A 17086-nucleotide genomic window follows, 5' to 3' on the forward strand; every position below is an offset into this window, starting at 1 on the left:
CCCGCTCGCACCGGCCTCTGCAAGGAGCTTCGACCGTGACCGCCACCGGCACCTACTCCCCCCGTCCCGGCGCCGCCCCGCTGTCCCGCATGATCGCGGCACAGGCGGTCCTGGAGACGAAGATGCTGCTGCGCAACGGTGAGCAACTGCTGCTGACGGCCGTGATCCCGACGCTGCTGCTGGTGCTGTTCAGCTCGGTGGACATCGTCGACACCGGCGACGGCGAGGCGGTGGACTTCCTCACACCCGGAATCCTGGCGCTCGCCGTGATGTCGACCGCGTTCACCGGCCAGGCCATCGCCACCGGCTTCGAGCGCCGCTACGGCGTGCTCAAGCGGCTCGCCGCCTCACCGCTGCCGCGCTGGGGCCTGATGACCGCGAAGACGGCGTCCGTGCTGGTCACCGAGGTCCTCCAGGTCCTCCTGGTGACGGTGATCGCGCTCGCCCTGGGCTGGAACCCGCAGGGCAACCCGCTCGCCGTGTTCCTGCTGCTGGTCCTCGGCACGGCCGCCTTCTCCGGGCTCGGCCTGCTGATGGCGGGCACGCTCAAGGCGGAGGCCACCCTGGCCGCCGCCAACCTGGTGTTCCTGCTGCTCCTGGTCGGCGGCGGGGTCATCGTGCCGCTGGACAAGTTCCCCGCCGGCGTCCAGGACGTCCTCGCCCTGCTGCCGATCTCCGCGCTGTCCGACGGCCTGCGGGACGTGCTCCGGAACGGGGCCGGGATGCCGTGGGGCGACCTGGGGATTCTCGCCGTGTGGGCGGTCGTGGGGCTGACCGCGGCGGGGAAGTTCTTCCGCTGGGAGTGAGCCGTGGACGACCTCGCGAACAGGGACGAAGGCGACAGCGGCGAAGGACGCGAGGGCGACCCTCGTGAAAGCGTGCACAAGCGGCCTTCTACGATGGACCGCGTGCCGAACCTGACCCGCGCCGACGCCGCAGCCGCCGTGCGCAACCCGCTCGCCTTCATCGCCGCACGCTGGACGCCCGCCCCCCGGACGGTCCAGCGGGCGGCTCTCGCCGCACTCGTGATGGCGGTCGTCATCGTCGTGACCGGCGGCGCCGTCCGCCTCAGCGGCTCGGGCCTCGGCTGCCCGACCTGGCCCAAGTGCACCGACGACTCACTGACCACCACCAGCGCGATGGGCGTGCACGGTGCGATCGAGTTCGGCAACCGCATGCTGACGTACGTCCTGTGCGCCGCGGTCGGCTGGGCGATCATCGCCGCGCGCTCGCAGAAGCCGTACCGGCGCAGCCTCACCCGCCTGGGCTGGGCGCAGTTCTGGGTCGTGATGAGCAACGCCGTCCTCGGCGGCGTCGTCGTGCTCGTCGGCCTCAACCCGTACACGGTCGCGGCCCACTTCCTGCTCTCCAGCGCCCTGATCGCGGTGGCCACGGTGATGTGGCAGCGCACCCGCGAGGGCGACGAGGCGCCCCGGCCGCTGGTCGGCGGGTCCGTGCAGCAGCTGGTGTGGGCGCTCGTCGCCGCCACCGTCCTGCTGATCGCGGTCGGCACGGTCGTCACCGGCGCCGGTCCGCACGCTGGCGACTCCAGCGAGGTCGAGCGCATGCCGCTGAACTGGGAGGACGTCAGCAAGCTGCACGCCGTCCTGGCATGGATCGTGGTGACGCTGACCTTCGCGCTGTGGTTCGTGCTCAAGGCCGTCGACGCCCCGCAGGGCCCGCTGGCCCGCACACGTGAGCTGTTCCTGGTGCTGCTCGCGCAGGGCGCCATCGGCTACGTCCAGTTCTTCACCGAGCTGCCCGAGGTCCTGGTCGGCGCCCATATGTTCGGCTCCTGCCTGGTGTGGATCGCCGCCCTGCGCGTGCTGCTGGCACTGCGCGAGCGCCCCGAGGCCACGGCCGCCGACCTGCCGCTTCAGCCGTACGAGGCGACCAGCGCGTCGATCGCCGGCCCCAGGTAGTCCCGGACGAGCCCGGCCCGCCGGACCCGCCACCGAGGGGTGACCGGCGGGGGATCGTCGTAGCGGCGGCCGCGGATGTCCTCGACGACCTCGACGGGCGCACCGAGTCCGGGCAGCAGCTCCAGTGCCTCGCGCTTGGAGATCAGCCGCCCGTCGCGCACGGTCGCGCTCGCCCGGGCGAAGGTGAGCAGCCCCAGGTCGACCCAGATGTCCTCGGCCCACAGCCGGGGTCTGCCGACCGCCGGCCGCCAGTAGTCCCGCTGCTCGCGCACGACGAACTCCCGGAGCTGCCCGTCCGCCACGGGCGGCAGCAGCCCGACGGGAGCCTTCCCGTGCAGCACCCGCCCGAAGGCGTGCAGCTCGGCGCGGGTCACGGGGGTGACCGGGCGCCTGAACAACTGCTCGTGCGCCCAGGTCAGATGGCGCCGGGCGGGGTCCTCTGCGGTGTCCGGCGTCAGGTAGGTGCAGTGCAGTTTCGGCGCGAGCGGCTCCCGGCGCGTGCGGGCGTGCAGCGCGGCGATCCGCCAGGCGACGCCCCAGGTCACCGGCCCCGGCAGCATCGCGATCAGGTCGAGGTCGCTGCGGCCCTCCTGGTAGTCGCCCCCGGCGAGGGAGCCGTGGGCCCAGACGGCGACGGGGTCCACCGCCGCCAGTTCACGGACGAAGCGGGCGAGTAACGTCTCGGTCTCCATCCGCCCGTTGTACACCTCACTCCAGCCCGTACACCCGGCGCGCGTTGCCCGCCGCGAGCAGGCCCGCCACCCGTTGGGCGTCGCCCAGGGACCAGGCGTCCTCGTCGACCCAGGCGCCCAGCACCCGGCCGAGGGCCTCGCGGAACAGACGGGCGCCGATGACGTGCAGTTCGGGCAGTCCGTGTGCGCCGCTGGAGAAGAGGACTTTGCCGAAGGGAGCCAGTTCCAGGATCTCGGCCAGGACCGTGGCGGCGCGGGCGCCCGTGCGGGCCAGGGCCGCGCCCGAGTCGGCGTACACGTGCGGGAAGATCCCGGCGAGGTGGGCGGCGTGGCGGTGGTACGGGTAGCCGTGCAGCAGGACGAGGTCCGTGCCGAGGCCCGCCGTCGCCCGCACGAAGTCCGTCAGCAGGACCGGGTCGGTGCGGTCGATGCGCCGGCCCGGTTCCCCGAGCCCCGCGTGCAGTTGGAGCGGGCGCCCCGAGGCCACGGCGATCCACAGCAGGTGCCGCAGCAGGACCGGGTCGCTGACCTCGCCGCCGACCCTGCGGGCGCCCAGCCAGCGGCCGGCCGCGCTGCGCACCTCGCCGGGGCCCGGCGGCTCCGGGGCGAGCGCGAGGCCGTGCCGTACGCCCGCGACGGAGGTGAAGGCCACGGCGTGCGCGGCGGCGCCGTGCACCGACTCGGCGAGGTTGGCGAGGAAGGACTCGACGGTGCCGGAGGTGTCGGCGACCTGCTCCGCGAGCAGTTCCAGCCGGACGATCTCACGGGCCTCGGCGTCTGCTGCCGTGGCCATCTCGGCGGGGCCGGTCAGGTCGCCCGGCAGGCCGGTGTCCATCAGATAGGTCGTGATGCCGCTGCCGCGCAGAAGCCTGCGGCCGGCCTCCAGGACGCCGAGTTCGCGGCGTCTGGCGAGATAGCGGGCCGGGTGGCAGTGGGGTTCCAGACCGAGCAGCGGCGGGCACCAGCGGCGCACGGCGAAGCCGGTCTGGGTGTCGAAGAGGGTGGTGCCGGGGGCGGGTGGGCCCTCGGTACGGGACAGCTGAGCCTCGAAGGTGCCGAGGCCCAGCTCTGTTCTCAGTACGCCGTGGCAGTACTGGTCCACGAGGGACGGCGTGTCGATCATCCCGGGCCTCCCGTGGGCGGACGTGGTTCTGCACGTCCTAACGGGTGGCAGGGTGATGAGGTGGCGCCTCCTGGGCGGGATGGCTCGGATCGTCCCGTGAGCGCGGGTCGTCGGCCGCCCCTCGCGCGGTTTCCCGCGCTCCCTCAGGGGGCGGCTCAGCCGCCGATCTGGATGCCCGCCATGCGCTTCCACTCGTAGCGGCCGGTCTGCACCTTCGCCGCGAACTCCCCGTCGAAGTCCTCGTGCACGGTGATGCCGGCCTTGGTGACGGCCTGCTGGGCGATCTCCAGGGTCGGGGCGACGAGGTTGCCCCAGTTGCCGTCCTCGCCCACGAGGGCGATCCGGGCACCGCGCTCGCCGATGTAGGCGACCTGGCCCTCGGCACCGCCGTGGGCCTTGGCGAAGGCGCTGATCTGCTTGGCGAGCCGGGCGGCCTTGCGCTCGGCCTTCGGGTCAACCTGCTGCGTGTCCGTGTCTGCCATGGTCAGGATGCTACCGAGGCGTAGATCGTGAGGCGACGGCCCCGCCGCGTGACGCTTGCCTCAGCGCGGGAGCTCGGCACGGCCACCGGGCGCGGGAAGCACGGCCAGTTGGCGCGGGGACTCGGCACCGGGACTGAGCGCGGGAAGGGGACTCAGCGCAGAAAGGGGACTCAGCGCAGGAAGGGGACTCAGCGCAGGAAGGGGTCCACCGCGACCGCGACGAACAGCAGCGAGACATAGGTGATGGACCAGTGGAACAGTCGCATCTCCTTGAGCTTGCCGCCCGTGACCTCGGCCCTGGCCCGGTTCTGCAGGGAGTGCGCCTCCCACAGCCACCAGCCGCCCGCGGCCAGCGCGACCGCGGTGTAGAACCAGCCGGTGTAGCCGAGCGGGGTGAGCAGCAGGGAGACGGCGACCATGACCCAGCTGTAGATCACGATCTGCCGGGCGACGACCTTGTTGGAGGCGATGACCGGCAGCATGGGCACGCCCACGCGCGCGTAGTCCTCCTTGACCTTCATGGACAGCGGCCAGTAGTGCGGCGGTGTCCAGAAGAAGATCACCAGGAAGAGGATGACCGGGGCCCAGGACAGGGAGTCCTTCACGGCCGTCCAGCCGATGAGTACGGGCATACAGCCCGCGATGCCGCCCCACACGATGTTCTGTGACGTACGCCTCTTGAGGATCATCGTGTAGATCACGACGTAGAACAGCAGCGCGCCGAGCGAGAGCCAGGCGCTCAGCCAGTTGACGGTGAGGCCGAACAGCAGGGTGGAGACCACCGCGAGGGCGATGCCGAAGGCCAGGCACTCGCGCGGGCCGACCATGCCGGTCACCAGCGGCCGCTGCGAGGTGCGGTCCATCAGCGCGTCGATGTCACGGTCGATGTACATGTTCAGCGCGTTGGCGCCACCCGCGGAGAGGTAGCCGCCGACGCAGGTCAGCAGCACCAGGCGCAGATCGGGCACGCCCTGCTCGGCGAGGAACATCACCGGAACGGTGGTGATGAGCAGCAGCTCGATGATCCGCGGCTTGGTCAACGCCACGAAGCCCTTGACACGGGCCCCCAACGGCCGGTGGCTCGGGATCTGGCTCGTCCCGATCCCCGCTGGACGGGATTCAACGGCCGTCACGCACACCCCTGACAGAGACATCCCAGCGAGCCTGGCCGTGTGAAGTCCCGGTAAAGCTCGCGCGTACCACGCCACTGTAGACGTTGCCCAGACCCGGACATTCGCGGGGGTGGGGTCGTGTTGGCAGGCGTGGTCGAAGGCACATACGCGGGTGCGATCGCATGCCCCTCCGGAGGGCACGCCCGAGCTCGATCGAGCTGTCAGATGAGCGGCGCCGTATTCACTTGCCGAAAGCGCTGCAGCCCAGTCGGGAGGCGGATCTCCGAGAGTCCCGTCACTCTGGAATGAGCGGAAAAAACGCACGTACTTACGGGGGTAGGCTCACCATCGGCCGGTGCGCGTCGAGCGCACCGGAGGCCGGTGGACGAGCGCCCGGACCACCGGCTACCGACATGTGGAGAGGAGCCCTGACTCAGGGTGAGCACCAAGCCGACCACCACAGACTTCGCGTGGACCGAATTGGACCAGCGGGCCGTCGACACCGCTCGCGTCCTGGCCGCCGATGCCGTACAGAAGGTCGGCAACGGCCATCCCGGTACGGCGATGAGCCTGGCGCCTGCCGCCTACACCCTCTTCCAGAAGGTGATGCGGCACGACCCCGCCGACGCGGACTGGGTCGCCCGCGACCGCTTCGTCCTGTCCGCCGGTCACTCGTCCCTGACCCTCTACACCCAGCTGTACCTGGCAGGGTTCGGCCTGGAGCTGGACGACCTGAAGGCGTTCCGCACCTGGGGCTCCAAGACGCCGGGTCACCCCGAGTACGGCCACACCGTGGGCGTGGAGACGACCACCGGCCCGCTGGGCCAGGGTGTCGCCAACGCCGTGGGCATGGCGATGGCCGCCCGCTACGAGCGCGGTCTGTTCGACCCCGAGGCCCCGGCCGGCGAGTCCCCGTTCGACCACTTCGTGTACGTCATCGCCGGTGACGGCTGCCTCCAGGAGGGCATCTCCGCCGAGGCGTCCTCGCTGGCCGGCCACCAGAAGCTCGGCAACCTGGTCCTGCTGTGGGACGACAACCACATCTCGATCGAGGGCGACACCGAGACGGCCGTCTCCGAGGACACGACTCTGCGCTACGAGGCCTACGGCTGGCACGTCCAGCGCGTGGAGCCGCAGGCGAACGGCGACCTGGACCCGAAGGCGATCTTCGAGGCGATCGAGAAGGCCAAGGCGGTCACCGACAAGCCCTCCTTCATCGCGATGCGCTCGATCATCGCCTGGCCGGCCCCGAACGCGCAGAACACCGAGGCCGCGCACGGCTCGGCGCTCGGCGACGACGAGGTCGCGGCCACCAAGCGTGTCCTCGGCTTCGACCCGGAGCAGTCCTTCGAGGTCTCCGACGAGGTCATCGGTCACACCCGTGAGGCCCTGGAGCGCGGCCGCCAGTTCAAGGCGGAGTGGGAGAAGTCGTTCCAGGAGTGGCGCGACGGCAACCCGGAGCGCGCCGCCGAGTTCGACCGGATCGCCGCGGGCGAGCTGCCCAAGGGCTGGGAGGACAAGCTCCCGGTCTTCGAGCCCGGCAAGGGTGTCGCCACCCGTGCCGCCTCGGGCAAGGTCCTCCAGGCGCTCGGCGCGGTCGTCCCGGAGCTGTGGGGCGGCTCGGCCGACCTGGCCGGCTCCAACAACACCACGATCGACAAGACGTCGTCGTTCCTGCCCGAGGGCAACCCGCTGTCCGAGGCGAACCCGTACGGCCGTACGGTCCACTTCGGTATCCGTGAGCACTCCATGGCCGCGGAGATGAACGGCATCGCCCTGCACGGCAACACGCGCATCTACGGCGGCACCTTCCTGGTGTTCTCCGACTACATGCGCAACGCGGTGCGGCTGTCGGCGCTGATGCACCTGCCGGTGACGTACGTGTGGACGCACGACTCCATCGGTCTCGGCGAGGACGGCCCGACGCACCAGCCCGTCGAGCACCTGGCCTCGCTGCGCGCGATCCCCGGTCTGAACGTGGTCCGCCCGGCGGACGCCAACGAGACCGCGATCGCCTGGCGCGAGATCCTCAAGCGCTACACCAAGGTGTTCGGCAAGGGTCAGCCGCACGGTCTCGCCCTCACCCGCCAGGGTGTGCCGGTCTACGAGTCGAACGACGACGCCGCGCGCGGCGGCTACGTCCTGTTCGAGGCGTCGAACGGCTCGCCCGAGGTGATCCTGATCGCCACCGGCTCCGAGGTGCACGTCGCCGTCGAGGCGCGCGAGCAGCTGGAGGCCGACGGCGTGCCCACGCGGGTCGTGTCCATGCCGTGCGTGGAGTGGTTCGAGGAGCAGGACCAGGGGTACCGGGACAGCGTCCTGCCGCCGTCCGTCAAGGCGCGCGTGGCGGTCGAGGCCGGTATCGGTCTTACCTGGCACAAGTACGTGGGTGACGCGGGCCGCATCGTTTCCCTGGAGCACTTCGGCGCTTCGGCGGACGGCAAGGTGCTCTTCCGCGAGTACGGCTTCACTGCGGAGAACGTGGCCGCCGTCGCGCGGACTGTGCTTGGTTCAACTACTGGGATCGCCGCAGCCCAGCGCTGACGCTCACATACGACACGTAGGAGATGCAATTTCCATGACAGACGCACTCAAGCGCCTCTCCGAGGAAGGCGTCGCGATCTGGCTGGACGACCTGTCCCGCAAGAGGATCACGTCCGGCAACCTCGCCGAACTGATCGACCAGAGCTACGTCGTGGGCGTCACCACCAACCCGACGATCTTCCAGAAGGCCATCTCGTCGGGTGACGGCTACGAGCAGCAGCTCGCGGACCTCGCCGCCCGCAAGGTGACCGTGGACGAGGCCGTCCGCATGATCACCACGGCGGACGTCCGGGACGCGGCCGACATCCTGCGCCCGGTCTACGACGCCACCGACGGCCAGGACGGCCGGGTCTCCATCGAGGTCGACCCGCGCCTGGCCCACAACACCGGGGCGACCGTCGCCGAGGCCAAGCAGCTGGCCTGGCTGGTCGACCGGCCCAACACCCTGATCAAGATCCCGGCCACCAAGGCGGGTCTGCCGGCCATCACCGAGGTGATCGGCAACGGCATCAGCGTCAACGTGACGCTGATCTTCTCGCTGGAGCGCTACCGCGAGGTCATGGACGCCTATCTCGCGGGCCTGGAGAAGGCGCGGGAGAAGGGCCTGGACCTCTCCCTCATCCACTCCGTGGCGTCCTTCTTCGTGTCCCGCGTGGACACCGAGATCGACAAGCGCATCGACGCGCTGGGCACCGACGAGGCCAAGGCGGCACGCGGCAAGGCCGCCGTCGCCAACGCGCGTCTGGCCTACCAGGCGTACGAGGAGGTCTTCTCCTCGGACCGCTGGAGCAAGCTGGAGAACACGGGCGCCAACAAGCAGCGTCCGCTGTGGGCCTCCACGGGAGTGAAGGACCCGGCGTACAAGGACACCCTGTACGTCGACGACCTGGTGGCGCCGAACACGGTGAACACCATGCCGGAGGCCACCCTGGTGGCCACCGAGGACCACGGCTCGATCACCGGTGACGCCGTCACCGGTACGTACGAGCAGGCCCGTGCCGACCTCGACGCCGTCGAGAAGCTCGGGATCTCGTACGACGACGTGGTCCAGCTCCTGGAGGACGAGGGCGTCGAGAAGTTCGAGGCGTCCTGGAACGATCTGCTGACCTCGACCGAGGCGGAACTGAAGCGCCTCGCCCCTTCGGAGGGCTGATCACTTGTCAAGCAGCAACCCGCTGCGTGACCCCGCCGACCGACGGCTCCCGCGTATCGCGGGGCCGTCGGGCCTGGTCATCTTCGGCGTCACAGGCGATTTGTCACGCAAAAAGCTGATGCCCGCCGTGTACGACCTCGCGAACCGGGGTCTGCTGCCGCCGGGCTTCTCGCTGGTGGGCTTCGCCCGCCGCGAATGGCAGCACGAGGACTTCGCACAGGAGGTCCACGACGCCGTCAAGGAGCACGCCCGCACCCCCTTCCGCGAGGAGGTCTGGCAGCAGCTCATCCAGGGCATGCGCTTCGTACAGGGCACCTTCGACGACGACGATGCCTTCGAGAAGCTGCGCGCCACCATCGAGGAGCTGGACAAGGCCCAGGGGACCGGCGGCAACTTCGCCTTCTACCTGTCCGTCCCGCCCCGCTCCTTCCCCGTGGTCATCCAGCAGCTGAAGAAGCACGGCCTGGCCGACCAGACCGGCGGCTCCTGGCGCCGCGCGGTCATCGAGAAGCCCTTCGGTCACGACCTGGCGTCCGCCGAGGAGCTCAACAAGGTCGTGCACGAGGTCTTCGCCCCGGACCAGGTCTTCCGCATCGACCACTACCTGGGCAAGGAGACCGTCCAGAACATCCTGGCGCTGCGCTTCGCCAACACGATGTTCGAGCCGATCTGGAACCGGTCCTTCGTGGATCATGTGCAGGTCACGATGGCCGAGGACATCGGCATCGGCGGCCGCGCCGGCTACTACGACGGCATCGGCGCCGCCCGTGACGTCATCCAGAACCACCTGCTCCAGCTGCTGGCCCTGACCGCGATGGAGGAGCCCGCCTCCTTCGACGCGGACGCGCTGGCCGCCGAGAAGACCAAGGTGCTCGGCGCGGTGAAGCTGCCCAGGGACCTGGGCCGGGACACCGTGCGCGCCCAGTACTCGGCGGGCTGGCAGGGCGGCGAGAAGGCCGTCGGCTATCTGGAGGAGGAGGGGATCGACCCCGGCTCCAAGACCGACACCTACGCCGCGATCAAGCTGTGCATCGACAACCGCCGCTGGGCGGGCGTCCCCTTCTATCTGCGCACCGGCAAGCGGCTCGGCCGCCGGGTGACGGAGATCGCGGTCGTCTTCCAGCGCGCACCCCACTCCCCCTTCGACACGACGGCCACGGAGGAGCTGGGCCAGAACGCGATCGTCATCCGCGTCCAGCCCGACGAGGGCGTCACCGTCCGCTTCGGCTCCAAGGTGCCGGGCACCTCGATGGAGATCCGGGACGTCTCCATGGACTTCGCGTACGGCGAGTCCTTCACGGAGTCCAGCCCGGAGGCCTACGAGCGGCTCATCCTCGACGTCCTGCTCGGCGACTCCAACCTCTTCCCGCGCACGGAGGAGGTCGAGCTGTCCTGGAGGATCCTCGACCCGATCGAGCGGTACTGGGACGAGCACGGCAAGCCCGCGCAGTACCCGGCCGGTACCTGGGGCCCCGTCGAGGCGGACGAGATGCTCGAACGAGACGGACGGAGCTGGCGCCGGCCATGAACATAGACCTCACCGACACCACGGCCAGCAAGATCAACAAGGCACTGGTGGAGGGCCGTCGCGCCATCGGCACCCCGGCCGTGGGCATGGTCCTCACCCTCGTCATCGTCACCGACGAGGAGAACGCCTACGACGCCCTGCGGGCCGCCGACGACGCCTCGCGCGAGCACCCCTCGCGCACCCTGGTCGTCATCAAGCGGCACGCCCGCACCTCACGCGACCGCACGCAGTCCCGGCTCGACGCCGAGGTCCGGGTGGGCGCCGCGGCGGTCACCGGCGAGACGGTCGTGCTGCGGCTGTACGGCGAGGTGGTCGACCACGCCCAGTCGGTCGTGCTGCCGCTGCTGCTGCCGGACGCCCCCGTGGTCGTCTGGTGGCCGGTGAACGCGCCCCTCGACCCGGCCGGGGACCCGCTGGGCGCGCTCGCCCAGCGCCGGGTGACCGACAGCTACGCCGCCGAGCAGCCGGTGCAGGGCCTCACCGCCCGCGCCGGGACCTACACCCCCGGGGACACCGACCTGGCGTGGACCCGGATCACGCCCTGGCGTTCCATGCTGGCGGCGGCCCTGGACCAGGTGACCTGCGAGGTGCGGGCCGTCGAGGTCGAGGGCGAGGAGTTCAACCCGAGCTGCGAGCTGCTGGCGATGTGGCTCGCCGACCGGCTGGACGTGCCGGTGCGGCGCTCGGTGTCCGGCGGCCCCGGGCTCACCGGGGTCCGTATGGACACCGACTGCGGCCCGATCGTCCTCGACCGCGCCGACGGCACGCTGGCGACCCTGTCCATCCAAGGTCAGCCGGACCGCGCGGTGGCGCTCAAGCGCCGCGAGACGGCCGACCTGATCGCGGAGGAGCTGCGGCGCCTGGACCCGGACGACACCTACGCTTCCGCGCTGCGGTACGGGGTGGAGCGGCTGACCGCGCCTCGGACCGCTGAACCGGCCGACGCCGGGCAGTCCTCCGAAGCCGGGGAGCCGGTCGATGCCGGGGAACCGGTCGACGCCGGGGAACCGGTCGACGCCGGGGAGCCGGTCGATGCCGGGGAACCGGTCGACGCCGGGGAACCGGTCGACGCCGGGGAGCCGGTCGCGGCCGCCGCCGCGGCGCAGTCGGCTCCGGCCGGGGGCGCACTCGCGAAGAAGACCGCTCGCAAGGCCCCGGGGAAGAAGGCGGCGGCGCAGTGAGTACTCCCCAACTCGTCGTGCACCGCGACAAGGAACTGATGGCTCAGGCCGCCGCGGCCCGGCTGATCACGAAGATCGTCGACGCGCAGGCCTCCCGCGGCTCCGCGTCCGTCGTGCTCACGGGCGGCCGCAACGGCAACGGCCTGCTCGCCGCCCTGGCCGCCGCCCCGGCCCGGGACGCGGTCGACTGGGGCCGCCTGGACCTGTGGTGGGGAGACGAGCGCTTCCTGCCCGAGGGCGACCCCGAGCGCAATGTCACCCAGGCCCGCGAGGCCCTGCTCGACTCGGTGCCGCTGGACCCGAAGCGCGTGCACGCCATGCCCGCGTCCGACGGACCGTACGGCGCCGACGCGGACGCGGCGGCCGCCGCCTACGCCGAGGAGCTGGCCCGCGCGGCCGGCCCCGAGAACCATGGCGACGTGCCCACCTTCGACGTCCTCATGCTGGGCGTCGGCCCGGACACGCACGTCGCCTCGCTGTTCCCGGAGCTGCCCGCGGTGCGGGAGACCGAGCGCACGGTGGTCGGCGTGCACGGCGCGCCCAAGCCGCCGCCCACCCGGGTCACCCTCACCCTCCCGGCGATCCGGGCGGCCCGTGAGGTGTGGCTGCTGGCGGCCGGCGAGGACAAGGCGCGGGCCGCGGCGATCGCGCTGTCGGGCGCCGGGGAGATCCAGGCCCCGGCGGCCGGCGCCCGCGGCCGGCAGCGCACGCTGTGGCTGCTGGACTCGGCGGCGGCCGCGCAGTTGCCGCGCTCGCTGTACCCGCCCGCGTCGCCGTGACGTGACGTACGAGGGAGGGCTCCGGGTGATCCGCCCGGGGCCCTTCTTCGCGTTCAGGGCGTGATGCCGTTCAGGGCGTGATGTTGTGGTTGAACCGGAACAGGTTCCCGGGGTCGTACCGTCGCTTCAGCTCCACCAACCGGTCGTAGTTGCCGTGGTAGTTGGCCCGTACGCGGTCCTGGTCGTCGCCGTCCATGAAATTGACGTACGCGCCCTCGGCGGAGTGCGGCAGCAGCGCGGAGTGGAAGGCCCGCACCCAGTCCTTCTGGGCCTCGCAGTCGTCCCGGGTGGCGAGCGTGGGCGACAGGGCGGTGGCGAAGTCGACGTCCCGGTAGGCGAAGGCGGTGTCGCGCGGGCCGACCCGCTGCACCGCGCCGTCCAGCGGGAACACCACCGTCGCGCTCTCCATGGAGGGCGTCGAGGCGCCGTACTCGACGTACGCGTCCACGGCGCCGTCCGGCAGGCCGCGGCTGAAGGTGCCCTTCCAGTAGTGGAAGAGACCCGCGGGCAGCAGCTCGTCGAACAGGGTGTTGATCGCCGGGTACGGCATCCGGTCGAGCAGTTGTCCGAGGACGGGACCTAGTCCGGCGAGCCGTCCGCGGATCTCGTCGTCCCTGTCCTCGGGCCCGCTCCAGCAGGTGACCACACCGCACAGCGGCCGGCCGTGCCAGCGCTCGGGCAGGAACGGCAGCGGGGGACCGAGCCCGACGACCAGCAGCGCGCCGAGCCGTTCGTCGGCGCCGCCGATCATCTCCCGGTAGCGGCGGATCACCTCGCCGTCGAGCGGGAAGAAGGTCGGCCCGCCGAGGATGTCCGCGATCGGGTGCAGCCGGTAGGCGAAGGAGGTGACGACGCCGAAGTTCCCGCCCCCTCCGCGCAGCGCCCACAGCAGGTCGGCGTTCCTCTCCTCGGTGCAGGTCACGAAGGACCCGTCGGCGGTCACCACGTCGACTGAGAGCAGGTTGTCGCAGGCCAGTCCGCAGCGCCGGGCGAGATGGCCCATGCCGCCGCCCGTGGTGAGGCCGCCGATGCCGGTCGTGGAGACGACCCCGCCGGTGGTGGCCAGCCCGAAGGCGTGCGTGGCGTGGTTGAGGTCGGCCCAGGTGCAGCCGCCCTGCGCGCGGGCCGTGCGTTCTTCGGGGTCGACCCGGATGCCGCGCATCCGCCCGAGGTCGAGGACGACCCCGTCGTCGCAGGTCCCGTACCCGGCGACGCTGTGGCTGCCGCCGCGCACCGCGAGCGGCAGGCCCCGCTCGCGGGCGAAGTCGACCGTGGCGACGGCGTCGCCCGCGTCGACGGCCCGGACGACGAGCGCCGGCCGCCGGTCGATCATGCCGTTGTAGACCCTGCGGGCCTCGTCGTAGTCGGGGTCGCCGGGCTCGACGACGTCCCCGCGCAGAGCGCCGCGCAGTCGCTGGTCGTCCAGGGACGGTGGGGAGACGGTCATGACGGCCACCTGCCTGTCGCGGGTCGGGGAACGGTGTACCCCTTCGGTGTACGCCCGCCCCTGGCCGCCTCTCATCGCCGGAACGGCCCATCCCGCCGGGGCGGGGCATGGGCGAAACAGCCCATGCCCACGGCCGGCCGGAGCCCCTTCAGGCGAGGCCGTGCCGGAAGGCGTACGCCGTCGCCGCGGCCCGTGAGGACACGTCCAGCTTGGCGAAGATGTTGTTCAGATGGCGGGCGACGGTGTGCTCGCTGATCACCAGGTCGGCGGCGATGACCCGGTTGGTCCGGCCCGCGGCGACCAGCCGCAGCACCTCGACCTCCCGCTCGGTGAGCGCCCCGGGCTCGCGGGCGCCCAGGCCCGCGAGCAGCGCCGCCGCCCGCCGCGCGTCCGGCACCGCGCCGAGCCGGTCGAACACGCCCCGCGCGGCCCGCAGTTCCATCCGGGCGCCCTCGTCGTCCCCGGCCGTGCGGTGGGCCGCGGCGAGCGTCATCCGGACCTGGGCCTCCTCGTACGGCATGTCCAGCGCCAGCCACAGCGACAGCGCCCGTCTGAGCAGGGGCAGCGCCCGCTCGACGTCGTGCTCGGCGAAGGCCACCGCGCCGCTCGCGGACGCGGCGGCGGCGTCCAGCGGGGTCGTCGCCGAGCGGCGCCGCTGCCGCCAGTCGGCGGCCAGTGCCTCCAGTTCCCGGGCGGCCGTGCGGGCCTCCTCGACCCGGTCCAGGGCGAGCGAGATCTCGGCCTGGGCCGCCAGCAGCCGGCAACGCGCGAGCCGGTCTCCCCCGTCGCCCTCGGCGGCGAGGGCGAGCCGCAGTCCGGTGACCGACGCCTCGGCCCGGCCCTGGGCGAGGCGCAGCAGGGCGAGTCCGGGCTGCGGGTCACGGCCGAGCTCGTGCGCCCGCCGGTACGCCGTCTCGGCCGCGGCCGGCTCACCGCGCCGCCGCTGGATGTCCCCGATCAGGCAGAACGCCTCGGCGGCCGCGCCACGCTCGTACGGCAGCAGTTCCTCGCACGTCCTTACGGCCTCCTCCAGCGCCCGTGGCCACAGTCCGCGCAGCTCCAGCACCTCCACGCGGTGCACCCGGCACAGGCCCCGGAAGTTGTTCTCGGCCGGCATGGCCGCGCACCAGCGCATGGCCGCGTCGGTCCACTCGGCGGCCCGCTCCAGATCGGCACAGGCCATACAGCGCTGGAGTCCCAGGCAGTAGATCCACCCGGTGAAGAAGGCGCTCAGCTCGCCCGCCATGGCCGGGCACAGCGCGTCGTCGAGCAGGTCGAGGCCCTCGGCGACCCGGCCCTGGTCCAGCAGGACGCCCGCCTGCGTCTGGAGGCTCATCGCGTGCAGGTCCGGGCTGCCGCAGCGCCGCGCGATGTCCTGCATGCGCCGCGCGACGGTCAACGCCTCGTCGAACGCCCCGCGCGCGGCGGCCGCCTCGGCCTCCATCCACACCAGGTAGCACTGCTCGACACACTCCGGCTCGGTGCTCAGGTGCCGCCGTGCCCGGCGCAGCCAGCCGGCCGCCAGCGCCGTTCGTCCCGCCAGCTGGTGCTCGTAGAAGAGCATCCAGGCGCAGTGCCCGGCCCGCCGCCCGTTGTGCGTGGCCACGTATCCGGCGTACGCCTTCGTGCGGGCGACGATCGACTCCTCGATCCGGCTGGTCCACCAGGCGGCGTCCGCCCAGGCGGCGAAGTCGTCCGGGGTGAGCGCGGCCGGGCTGCCGCTGAGCAGACGGTAGGCCTCGGCCCACGCCTGCCTGGCGACGGCGTCCCGTGCGCGGCGAACGGCCTCCGAGGCAACCGTCTCGGTGCCGGTGGTCTGTTCGGTCACCCCGGCTCCCTTCTCGCGTCCGCGAGCGGCCCGTGCCCTTCCCTCCAGGATAGGCAGCGCGGGGCGGGGTGCCTCAGGGGCCGTAGGGTCCCCGCCCGTACGGGTCGCCCTGCGGGTGCGGCGGGTACGGGGCTCCTGGCTGGGGCGCGTAAGGGTGGCCCTGGTGGGGCGGGTACCCCGGTGCGGGCTGGGGCGGGTACCCCGGTGCGGGCTGCGGCGGGTGTCCGGAGCCGGGCTGCGGCGGGTACGGGTGGCCGTACGGCGGGGTGTAGGGGTTGCCGTACGGGTTCCCCTGCTGCGGGACGTACGGCGGGGCCGTCGGCGGCATCGGCGGGGGCGGGCCCGGGATGTGCGGCAGGGTCGCGGGGTGGGCTCCGAGGCGGATGCCGTAGCGGCTGCGCAGGCGGCGCATCTCCAGCAGGGAGATGCCGGTGACCGTGACGGGCGCGCCGAGGATGAACAGGACGCCCATCGCGAGGCTGAGGCCGTGCAGATCGCCCGAGAACAGGTCGAACAGGGCCATCAGCCAGGACGTGACCGAGGCGAGCAGCGGCGGCAGGCAGCGGTGGACGACGGCGGTGCCGAAGAAATTGCCGGTGATCCGGATCGCGCCGGCCAGCACGAAGAAGGCCAGCCACAGGGCGACGAGCGTGACCAGGAGCCGCACGACGGTCGGCAGCGACGTCGACAGGGTGAACAGCAGGACGGTGCCGACCACCGACCCGACGAACAGCAGAAGCAGCTTGAGCGCCTTCACCAGGGGCTCGCGCAGCTGTGCCACCGTGCCCCCGCCGGAGCGCCGCCACACCCAGAGCATGACACCGGCGGTGATCGGGGTGAGGAACAGCAGCACCATGGACGCGGCCATGGCGTTGCCCAGCACCTCGGTGAAGGCGAAGCCGCCCTCGACGTAGGTGTAGACGCCGAGGGCGGCGACGGCCCCCGCGATGACACGGGCACGCTTGAGCGTCTCCACCGACGGATCCACCGAGTCGGGGATCCAGGCCGGATGGAACATCACCCATGCCACCTTGTGGGGCTTCAGGAACGCTTTGCCGGTCAGCCTGCCGCCGGTCCAACTCCGCTGCGGGACTGTCAAGTTGCACTCCCCCGAGTGATCGTGTTCATGATCGCCGGAGGAGTCTAGCCCGGGTTCAGCCTCGGGCGCGCAACTCCCGGTACTTCGCGACGAGCGCCTTGGTGGAGGCGTCCAGGCCGGGCACGTGGGCGCCTTCGGTCAGGGCGGGTTCGACGCGCTTGGCGAGGACCTTGCCGAGTTCGACGCCCCACTGGTC

The 17086-nt window shown here is 71.9% G+C and carries 15 protein-coding genes; 7 read left to right on the forward strand and 8 right to left on the reverse strand.

The features are described 5' to 3' along the window. Window positions 1-35 precede the first annotated feature (35 nt). Both ABZZ79_RS35920 and ABZZ79_RS35925 read left to right on the forward strand, forming a co-directional pair. On the forward strand, window positions 36-806 hold the full coding sequence (locus ABZZ79_RS35920) for an ABC transporter permease (RefSeq protein WP_356696202.1): 771 nt from the start codon (window positions 36-38) through the stop codon (window positions 804-806). 93 nt (window positions 807-899) lie between these two features. Beyond that, the gene (locus ABZZ79_RS35925) at window positions 900-1922 is read left to right on the forward strand and encodes a COX15/CtaA family protein (RefSeq protein WP_356696204.1); all 1023 of its coding nucleotides are present in this window, start codon (window positions 900-902) and stop codon (window positions 1920-1922) included. Here ABZZ79_RS35925 and ABZZ79_RS35930 read toward each other — a convergent pair. The 4 genes from ABZZ79_RS35930 to ABZZ79_RS35945 form a co-directional block, all read right to left on the reverse strand. After that, a complete protein-coding gene (locus ABZZ79_RS35930; RefSeq protein ID WP_356696206.1) occupies window positions 1877-2614 on the reverse strand; it encodes a nucleotidyltransferase in 738 nt (245 codons plus the stop codon). The genes ABZZ79_RS35925 and ABZZ79_RS35930 overlap by 46 nt on opposite strands. Window positions 2615-2630: 16 nt before the next feature. Continuing rightward, window positions 2631-3737, reverse strand: a complete 1107-nt coding sequence (locus tag ABZZ79_RS35935) for an amidohydrolase family protein (RefSeq protein WP_356696208.1) — start codon at window positions 3735-3737, stop codon at window positions 2631-2633. 155 nt (window positions 3738-3892) lie between these two features. Then, a complete protein-coding gene (locus ABZZ79_RS35940) occupies window positions 3893-4219 on the reverse strand; it encodes a hypothetical protein (RefSeq protein WP_356696210.1) in 327 nt (108 codons plus the stop codon). A 188-nt stretch (window positions 4220-4407) separates the two neighbouring features. Next, entirely contained in the window at window positions 4408-5358 is a 951-nt protein-coding gene (locus ABZZ79_RS35945) for a heme o synthase (protein ID WP_356696230.1), read from the reverse strand. Window positions 5359-5769: 411 nt separating this feature from the next. Between ABZZ79_RS35945 and tkt the strand changes: the two genes are divergently transcribed. Genes tkt through pgl form a run of 5 tightly spaced genes read left to right on the forward strand, consistent with a single transcriptional unit; the run spans window position 5770 to window position 12516 of the window. Then, complete coding sequence (gene tkt, locus ABZZ79_RS35950; RefSeq protein ID WP_356696212.1) at window positions 5770-7875, forward strand: transketolase; 2106 nt, start codon at window positions 5770-5772, stop codon at window positions 7873-7875. A 34-nt stretch (window positions 7876-7909) separates the two neighbouring features. Continuing rightward, window positions 7910-9028, forward strand: a complete 1119-nt coding sequence (gene tal / locus ABZZ79_RS35955; protein WP_356696214.1) for a transaldolase — start codon at window positions 7910-7912, stop codon at window positions 9026-9028. A 4-nt stretch (window positions 9029-9032) separates the two neighbouring features. Next, window positions 9033-10556, forward strand: coding sequence for a glucose-6-phosphate dehydrogenase (zwf, locus tag ABZZ79_RS35960; protein WP_356696216.1), 1524 nt, complete (start codon window positions 9033-9035; stop codon window positions 10554-10556). Beyond that, entirely contained in the window at window positions 10553-11737 is a 1185-nt protein-coding gene (gene opcA / locus ABZZ79_RS35965) for a glucose-6-phosphate dehydrogenase assembly protein OpcA (protein WP_356696218.1), read from the forward strand. The genes zwf and opcA overlap by 4 nt, the downstream gene beginning before the upstream one ends. Then, window positions 11734-12516: a 6-phosphogluconolactonase gene (gene pgl / locus ABZZ79_RS35970; protein WP_356696220.1), complete on the forward strand. Its 783-nt coding sequence runs from the start codon at window positions 11734-11736 to the stop codon at window positions 12514-12516. Before opcA ends, pgl begins: the two co-directional genes overlap by 4 nt. Before the next feature lie 70 nt (window positions 12517-12586). On the opposite strand, the gene ABZZ79_RS35975 is transcribed toward pgl, so the two are convergent. The 4 genes from ABZZ79_RS35975 to ABZZ79_RS35990 form a co-directional block, all read right to left on the reverse strand. Next, complete coding sequence (locus ABZZ79_RS35975; protein ID WP_356696222.1) at window positions 12587-13963, reverse strand: FAD-binding oxidoreductase; 1377 nt, start codon at window positions 13961-13963, stop codon at window positions 12587-12589. A 148-nt stretch (window positions 13964-14111) separates the two neighbouring features. Beyond that, the gene (locus tag ABZZ79_RS35980; RefSeq protein ID WP_356696224.1) at window positions 14112-15791 is read right to left on the reverse strand and encodes a LuxR C-terminal-related transcriptional regulator; all 1680 of its coding nucleotides are present in this window, start codon (window positions 15789-15791) and stop codon (window positions 14112-14114) included. Window positions 15792-15864: 73 nt separating this feature from the next. Next, window positions 15865-16890, reverse strand: coding sequence for a DUF3824 domain-containing protein (locus ABZZ79_RS35985; protein ID WP_356696226.1), 1026 nt, complete (start codon window positions 16888-16890; stop codon window positions 15865-15867). A 55-nt stretch (window positions 16891-16945) separates the two neighbouring features. Beyond that, the coding region (locus ABZZ79_RS35990) for a hypothetical protein (protein WP_356696232.1) at window positions 16946-17086 on the reverse strand (141 nt) is incomplete at its 5' end.

It is taken from the genome of Streptomyces sp. NPDC006458, from assembly GCF_040612135.1.
GTDB lineage: Bacteria > Actinomycetota > Actinomycetes > Streptomycetales > Streptomycetaceae > Streptomyces.